General features: G+C 37.1%; 10 protein-coding genes. 4 read left to right on the top strand and 6 right to left on the bottom strand.

Annotation, left to right across the window (positions count from 1 at the left end; all coding sequences use genetic code 11):
* Nucleotides 1–95: 95 nt before the first annotated feature.
* From AC11ZT_RS03915 to ispG, 3 genes are all read left to right on the top strand, one after another.
* A complete protein-coding gene (locus AC11ZT_RS03915; protein ID WP_484058348.1) occupies nucleotides 96–860 on the top strand; it encodes a DUF1189 domain-containing protein in 765 nt (254 codons plus the stop codon).
* Nucleotides 861–937: 77 nt separating this feature from the next.
* A complete protein-coding gene (locus AC11ZT_RS03910; RefSeq protein WP_484058351.1) occupies nucleotides 938–1,300 on the top strand; it encodes a hypothetical protein in 363 nt (120 codons plus the stop codon).
* Nucleotides 1,301–1,428: 128 nt separating this feature from the next.
* Complete coding sequence (gene ispG / locus AC11ZT_RS03905; protein WP_484058350.1) at nucleotides 1,429–2,508, top strand: flavodoxin-dependent (E)-4-hydroxy-3-methylbut-2-enyl-diphosphate synthase; 1,080 nt, start codon at nucleotides 1,429–1,431, stop codon at nucleotides 2,506–2,508.
* A gap of 45 nt (nucleotides 2,509–2,553) precedes the next feature.
* On the opposite strand, the gene AC11ZT_RS03900 is transcribed toward ispG, so the two are convergent.
* The 3 genes from AC11ZT_RS03900 to AC11ZT_RS03890 are packed head-to-tail and all read right to left on the bottom strand — an operon-like array spanning nucleotide 2,554 to nucleotide 4,624.
* Nucleotides 2,554–2,991: a Fur family transcriptional regulator gene (locus tag AC11ZT_RS03900; protein ID WP_484058347.1), complete on the bottom strand. Its 438-nt coding sequence runs from the start codon at nucleotides 2,989–2,991 to the stop codon at nucleotides 2,554–2,556.
* Nucleotides 2,992–3,005: 14 nt separating this feature from the next.
* Nucleotides 3,006–3,839, bottom strand: a complete 834-nt coding sequence (locus AC11ZT_RS03895; protein WP_484058346.1) for a metal ABC transporter permease — start codon at nucleotides 3,837–3,839, stop codon at nucleotides 3,006–3,008.
* Nucleotides 3,836–4,624: a metal ABC transporter ATP-binding protein gene (locus AC11ZT_RS03890; protein WP_484058345.1), complete on the bottom strand. Its 789-nt coding sequence runs from the start codon at nucleotides 4,622–4,624 to the stop codon at nucleotides 3,836–3,838. Before AC11ZT_RS03890 ends, AC11ZT_RS03895 begins: the two co-directional genes overlap by 4 nt.
* Before the next feature lie 184 nt (nucleotides 4,625–4,808).
* Between AC11ZT_RS03890 and AC11ZT_RS03885 the strand changes: the two genes are divergently transcribed.
* Entirely contained in the window at nucleotides 4,809–5,066 is a 258-nt protein-coding gene (locus AC11ZT_RS03885) for a DUF2624 domain-containing protein (RefSeq protein WP_484058344.1), read from the top strand.
* Between the two features lie 21 nt (nucleotides 5,067–5,087).
* On the opposite strand, the gene AC11ZT_RS03880 is transcribed toward AC11ZT_RS03885, so the two are convergent.
* From AC11ZT_RS03880 to AC11ZT_RS03870, 3 genes are all read right to left on the bottom strand, one after another.
* On the bottom strand, nucleotides 5,088–5,984 hold the full coding sequence (locus tag AC11ZT_RS03880) for a deoxyribonuclease IV (protein WP_484058349.1): 897 nt from the start codon (nucleotides 5,982–5,984) through the stop codon (nucleotides 5,088–5,090).
* A 98-nt stretch (nucleotides 5,985–6,082) separates the two neighbouring features.
* Entirely contained in the window at nucleotides 6,083–7,384 is a 1,302-nt protein-coding gene (locus AC11ZT_RS03875) for a DEAD/DEAH box helicase (RefSeq protein WP_484058343.1), read from the bottom strand.
* A 158-nt stretch (nucleotides 7,385–7,542) separates the two neighbouring features.
* The coding region (locus AC11ZT_RS03870) for a hypothetical protein (RefSeq protein ID WP_484058342.1) at nucleotides 7,543–7,722 on the bottom strand (180 nt) is incomplete at its 5' end.

Genomic DNA, 7,722 nt, shown 5'->3' with positions numbered 1-7,722 from the left:
ATAATAAGACTTATAAAATAACTGGAATTGCCTTGTTTAAAAGAAGCTGGATACGTTACAATGAAGGTGCTGAATCTAATTAAGGAAGTGAAACTATGTCGTTATTTTCACAGCTTTATAAGAGCCTGTATTCGCCTAAAGATATGGCTCGGTTTCGATTCCAAAAAATCGGAAAAACGATACTATACATATTACTACTTGCATTACTTACCTCAATACCAGAAACAATGCAGGCTGGTCAGTTTGTAAAGGAGCAAGTACTCACTCTTCAGCGCAACTTTCAAACGGATGTACCTAACTTCACCATTGAAAATGGCGAATTAAAAGCTGATTCACCAAATCGTATTAAAAAAGAAGAAAATGATTTTGTGTTTGTCTTTGATCCTACCAACACGCAGGCTCCGCCTTCTGATATGGATGGATTGTATCTTTTAAAAGACCGTTTCGTAACCATTTCAAATGGGCAGCAACAAGCGTATACGTATAGTAGCATCGGCTCTATACCTCTTACAAAGACAGAGGTTCTAGATTTTTTTACCTTTTTAAAAACGATTTATCCAATCGCCATTTTTGTCTTGGGATTCATCTTGCTTTTTATCAATGCCTTTACCTCATTTATCGGAATTTCAATTTTAGCTTTTATCGGTATGATCCTTTCTAAGCAAATGCAGCGTGTACTTTCTTATAAGCAGATTTGGACACTCCTGGCATACGGTAGTACCATCCCGACTATTTTCTTTATGATCATGAAATACTTAAATATAAGTGTCTTATCTCCACTACTAGTTTACTCGCTTGTAACTATAGTACTTCTATATGTAACATTAAAAGAAGTTCCACCTACAAAGACAAAATTATAGGAAATAAAAAAATGTCGCGGATGTGACATTTTTTTTTGGTACAAGCATATATTTCTCTACAAAAGAGGTGGAGAATGATGAAACGACTTGGTGCTACCATTTTTATTTTACTAATTGGCTATATAATTTTTTACGATATAAAGATAGGTACACTCCCTTTGCTTCGGTCAAATCAAAGCAAACAAGTGTCCACAACTAGTAGCAGTACGATTCCATATGAAAGTATTGAAGTGAAGAACGGAGATACAGTACTTTCCATAGTAGAGGAAGTGAATAACAAACAGATTCCCTCCATCGAAAAAATTGTTGCTGACTTTAAAGAACTAAATCCCGATCAATCCCCCGGAAAGCTAAAGGTTGGTAAATCTTATAAATTTCCTGTGTACAAAGCACCGCTTCGAAAAACAAGTATGGGACATGCCCTACTCTCCAAGGCGTAATGTTGGAAATTACAGAATGAAATATATCATTATTCTTGTCAATACACTAAAGGCATTGTTACAATAAACGAGGAATAAACTATTAGCATGTAACCCTTTATAAGGAGAGCGATCTATTCGTGAATGAAATTACGCACCGTTCGCAAACACGTCCTGTTAAGGTTGGTAACTTGACAATTGGCGGTAATAATGAAGTAATTATACAAAGTATGGCAACGACAAAAACACATGATGTTGAGGCAACTGTTGCTGAAATTTTACGGTTAGAGGAAGCTGGTTGTCAGATCGTTCGTGTAGCTGTTCCTGATGAACGAGCTGCAAATGCGATTGCAGATATTAAAAAGCGTATTCATATTCCGCTTGTAGCTGATATTCATTTTGATTATCGCTTAGCATTAAAGGCAATTGAAGGCGGCGTTGATAAGATCCGTATTAATCCCGGAAATATTGGCCGCAAAGAAAAGGTAGAGGCCGTTGTTAATGCAGCGAAGGCACGCGGTATTCCGATTCGTATCGGCGTTAATGCAGGTTCCTTAGAACGCCGTATTATTGAGAAATATGGCTATCCTACCGCTGATGGTATGGTAGAAAGTGCATTGCATCATATTAAAATATTAGAAGACCTAGATTTTCATGATATTATCGTATCCATGAAAGCATCTGATGTAAATTTAGCAATTGAAGCATATGAAAAAGCATCTCGTGCTTTCAAATACCCTCTTCACTTAGGAATAACAGAATCAGGAACATTATTCTCTGGTACGGTAAAAAGTGCAGCTGGCTTAGGTGCTATTCTCAGCAAAGGTATCGGAAATACAATTCGTATTTCGCTTAGCGCTGATCCAGTCGAAGAGGTAAAGGTAGCTCGTGAATTATTGAAATCATTTGGTCTTGCTGCAAATGCGGCTACATTAGTTTCATGTCCAACATGTGGTCGTATTGAAATTGATCTCATTAGCATTGCAAATGAAGTCGAGGAATATATCTCCAAAATTAAAGCACCTATCAAGGTTTCTGTCCTTGGCTGTGCGGTAAATGGCCCCGGAGAAGCACGCGAAGCAGACATAGGTATTGCCGGTGCAAGAGGAGAAGGTCTTCTTTTCCGCAAAGGAGAAATTATTCGCAAAGTACCAGAAAGCGAAATGGTTGAAGAATTAAAGAAAGAAATCGATAAAGTTGCCGCAGAATACGCTGCTGCCAATAAATAAGTAAGAAACATAAGAAAAAAGCTTGTCTTAAGACAAGCTTTTTTTCTATGCAAGAGAATGTGATTCGCGATACTGCACACAGTCCGGACAAATCCCATATATTTCATATTTATGTCCAGTCACTTCATACCCCTGCAAATCATTCAAATTTTCGCCTAATGGACATGCATGAATTTCTTTTGTCTTGCCGCATACCAAGCAAATAAAATGATGATGATGTTCAGCGGTTTGGCAAGTAAAACGAAAGTTTTTCTCTCCATTTAGTTCCGTCTGCTCTAAAATATTTAACATCACAAATACAGATAAGTTTCGATAAATCGTATCAAAGCTAAGACCGGGATAGTTATTCTTCATATGCTCAAGCACATCTTTAGCAGTTAAATATTTATTATAGGATGCAAATAAACGTAGCATATCTTCCCTTTTTTTTGTATATTTATATCCTTTATCTTTTAGTATTTGCAACGCTTCCGTAAGATTCATACTTATCCCCTACTTTACGCGGTTTTTTGCTTTTTCCAAACAATAGCTCCAATTAAAATTATTACGGCAATCATAACAATTGTTCCACCTGGAGCCAGGTTAAGTTGATATGATGTGATTAATCCACCTATTACTGAAATTTCTCCAAATAAAATTGAGAAAAAAATGGCCTGTTTAAATCCTTTAGCAATTCGAATACTTGCTGCTACAGGAATCGTCATTAACGAAGAAACGAGTAAAATGCCGACCACTCGCATGGATGAAGCGATCACCAGCGCAACAAGAATGATAAAAATAAATTGAATCCATTTCGAACGCAAACCTGTAGCGGTAGCATATTCCTCATCAAAAGAAAGCAAGAATAGTTCCTTGAATAAAGAAAGGATAACTACAATAACGAGTATAGTAACAACCACGATTGCTAATAAATCGCTATTACTTACGGCACTTACACTACCAAATAAATAATTAAATAAATCGGTATTAAACCCATTCGCAAGAGAAATAAAAATTACACTGAGTCCAATCCCGCTCGATAAAATAATCGGTATTGCCAACTCTTGATAATGCTTATATACACCACGTAGTTTTTCAATTAGCATGGCGCCGCCTATAGAAAAAGCCATCCCCATATATAAAGGATTAATAAATCCACCAGTAAATATGGTTTTTTCTACAAGCAAGCTTGCTGCAATCCCCGCCAGCGTGACATGACTTAGTGCATCAGCAATGAGCGATAATCTACGGATTACAACAAACACTCCAAGTAGAGGGGCAGCCAAGCCTATTAATAAACCTGCATAAAGTGAATTTCGTAAAAAATCATACTGTAAAAAGTCCTGAATCATCGTATCCCTCCATGTTCATGTTCATGATTGTGCTCTAGCATTTGAACATGGTGGCCATAGAAAAACGATAAATCCTTGTCCTTTCGTTCGTTAAATGCATCCGTTTCACCATGAAAGTATAGAAATTTATTCAAACAAGCAACATGTGATACTTTATCGGTTATCGTCCCGATGTCATGCGTAACGAGCAATAAAGTAATACCATGCTTCAAATGTAATGTGTCTAATAGCTCGTAGAAGCTCTGTACATTACTCGCATCAACCCCAACCGTTGGCTCATCTAAAATAAGCAAATCAGGCGAACTAACGAGCGCACGAGCAATGAAAACACGTTGCTGCTGTCCGCCAGACAATTCTCCTATATTTGCATGCATATAGTCTAGCAGGCCCACATCTTCGATTGCGCTACGAATAAGCTTTTTATCTTCCTTCGTTAAAAAATGAAAATATCCTACCTTTGAAACTAATCCCATTGCCACAACTTCAAACACCGATGCCGGAAAACCCGAATTAAAGCTATTCGCTTTTTGCGATACATAGCCAATTCGATTCCACTCTTTAAATTTACGAATATCGGTTCCAAAAAGACGAATATTCCCTTCCTTTGGCTTAAGAATTCCAAGAATGCATTTTAATAGCGTGGATTTCCCTGATCCATTAGGTCCCACTAATCCGACGAATGCTCCTTTTGGGATACTAAAGTGAACATCCTCTAACACATTTCGGTCTTCGTACCGAAATGATACATGATCTATATCAATTACATTTTGCGTACCAGTTCCCATTCCATTTCACCTTTTTTCGAAATGATTACGATTTGTCTCTTTGTGAATTATAGTATGTTTTGCAAAGATTGTAAACTGCTATGCTTGTATGGAAACTTCAATAAGAACGTACATAACGATGGAATATATCCAAGCTTCTCTAACATATACTTTCTGTAAAAATGGAGAGGGTGAGGGATTTCTCTTGAATATTATTCAACAATTCGTGAATAAAAAATTAAATGGCATTACGGCCGAGGAGCTAATGAAGTATAGCAAAGAGTATGATATTGCAATCAATGTTAAGCAGTGTCAACAAGTTGCCACCCTCATGAAAGGGCAAAATATTAATATTTATGATGCTTCTGAACGAATACAGCTTCTTAAAAAAATTGCAGATGTAACGTCGATCAAAACAGCACAACAGGTAAATGCCTTACTTCAAAATCTAGTCAAACAATAAGGAGAGGAATCATCCCCTCCCTTATTGTTGCATTACTTTTTCTTGTAATTCAGGATCAAATTTTTTGCTAAGAAGCATTTGAATTTCATATTTATAAGGCGCCCTTTTATTTAGTTTATCTTCTCCTACATAAGGTGTTTCTAGAATTTTCGGAATGGCTTCTAGCTGCGGATGATGAACAATATAGCTTAAAACATCAAATCCAATTTTCCCAAACCCAATATTTTCATGACGATCTTTATGCGTACCTCGTTCATTTTTGCTATCATTAATATGAAGCACCTTTAACCGATCGATCCCAATTATTTTGTCAAATTGTTCTAGAACCCCATCAAAATCACCGATCACATCATAGCCAGCATCGTGTGTATGGCATGTATCAAAACACACGGATAGCTTTTCATTATGGGTCACACCCGAAATAATTTGAGCAAGCTCTTCGAATGTTCGCCCGCATTCGGATCCTTTTCCTGCCATCGTTTCTAAGGCAATCTGCACATTTTGTTGCGGTGTAATGACTTCATTCAAACCTTCGATAATCTTTGCAATTCCTACCTCTGAACCTGCCCCCACATGGGCGCCAGGATGAAGTACGATTTGTTTAGCAAACCCTAGCGCTTCACTTCGTTCAATCTCCAAGCGTAAGAAATCAACACCAAGCTTAAACGTCGCAGGATTTTGGGTATTTCCAATATTAATAATATAAGGGGCATGTACGACGATTTCATCGATTCCATGCTCTTTCATATGTAGCTGGCCCGCCTCAATATTTAACTCTTCAATTGGCTTTCTTCTTGTATTTTGCGGGGCTCCCGTATAAATCATAAATGTAGTAGCGCCGTAAGAAATCGCTTCTTCACTTGACCCAAGCAACATTTTTTTACCATTCATTGAAACGTGAGAACCAATTTTCATAATTTTCACCTCTTATTTTTAGCCACTTTCATCTTACTATACCGCTTGAACTCTAGACAAATAAAAAGGAGCCATATATGCCCCTTTTTAGAAGTTAAACCTTACTTCGATCTTTTTTGAAATTTTTTCTTAACTTTATCTCGTTCTACAGCAAGCTTTTTTTTATATCCTGGTTTAATCTTTGTTGGTTTTTTTACCACTTTTTTCGTCATATTATCCAAAGATGATCCTGGTTTTTTGCGATTGAGTCTCTTCTTTCGAGGAGGAAGTTCAATCCATTCACCGGCCTTTAAATCAATATGTTCGAAGGATATATTACGTTTTTCTAATTTAATGATTGCATCTTCATCTGAAAGATCATACATCGTGATAGCAATACCCGATTGACCCGCACGTGCCGTTCTACCAACGCGGTGAATATAAAAATCAAGGTCTGGCGGTAATTCATAATTAATAACATGACTAATACCTTTAATATCAATTCCTCGTGCTGCTAAATCGGTAGCAACAATATATTGATAGTCTAAGTCATGAATTTGTTTCATCATTTTCTTCCGCTCACGCGGGGTTAAATCACCATGAACACGGCCTACTTTTAATCCGCGTTCAGCAAGCCCATCCGCAATTTCTTCAGCACTTTTTTTCGTATTCGTAAACACGATGGCTAAATAAGGACGTGATTGCAATAAAATTTCCGATAATAACGTAATTTTATTTCGATGACGAATCGGCATCAGATTATGCACTATATTTTCTGCCGCAATTTGCTTCGGATTCACTTGTACATATTCTGGATGCTCCATGTACTTTTTCATGAAAGGTTTTAATTTTTCTGGAATCGTCGCTGAAAAGACAAGCATCTGTAGTTGCTTAGTCATTTTTGATGCGATTTTATCCACATCCTGAATAAAGCCCATATCAAGCATAATATCTGCTTCATCCATTACAAGCGTATTGGCAGTATGAATAAGCAATGCTTGTTCCTCAACTAAGTCATAAATACGGCCAGGTGTCCCTACAACAATACTAGGCTGTTTTTTTAATTTCTGAATCGCACGTTTTTTATCTGTTCCTCCTACGAAACAACGGGCGTCTATTTCTTGTTGGGAAAACTTTGTTAATCGTAGAACCTCTTCATAAATCTGCTGAGCTAATTCTCGTGTTGGAGCTGTGATAACGAGCTGTACTCCCTCATAGTTTGCATTCATATTATCCAAGCATGGAAGCAAATAAGCATGTGTTTTTCCTGATCCAGTTTGAGATTGTCCGATTACACTTAATCTCTTTTTAACAATAGGAAAAACCTTCTGTTGTATTTCAGTAGGCTCTTTAAAACCTAGCTCTTCTACCGCCTGTATGAGAAATGGTTGAAAATTGAACTGCTCGAATGTTACAGTTGTCATTCGTCCACCTTCTTTCTATTCGTTCAAAAGTAAGTCAAGTAATCATTATATCTGATTATTGCTTATAAATCCATCCCTAGTTTGCTTTTCAATCCAATACTAACCAATTCTACCTTAGAGCATACAGTAGTGTATACACCTATACGAAAGGAGAATTCTTATGACTCAGCGACAAATGCCATACCAACCTTCACAATACCCTTATCCCCATCAACCAATGGGAATGCCGCCGTTACAAATGCCTCAACAAAAACAAGGTTTTCTTTCCAGATTATTAGGGCAAAAAAATCGTTCACCTTATCCATTTCAAACTCAAGCCCGTTTTCCTCAAGAAATAG

Source organism: Ectobacillus sp. (assembly GCF_056992975.1).
Note: the sequence above shows the minus strand (reverse complement) of the source record. Positions and strands in the feature narration are given on the sequence as shown.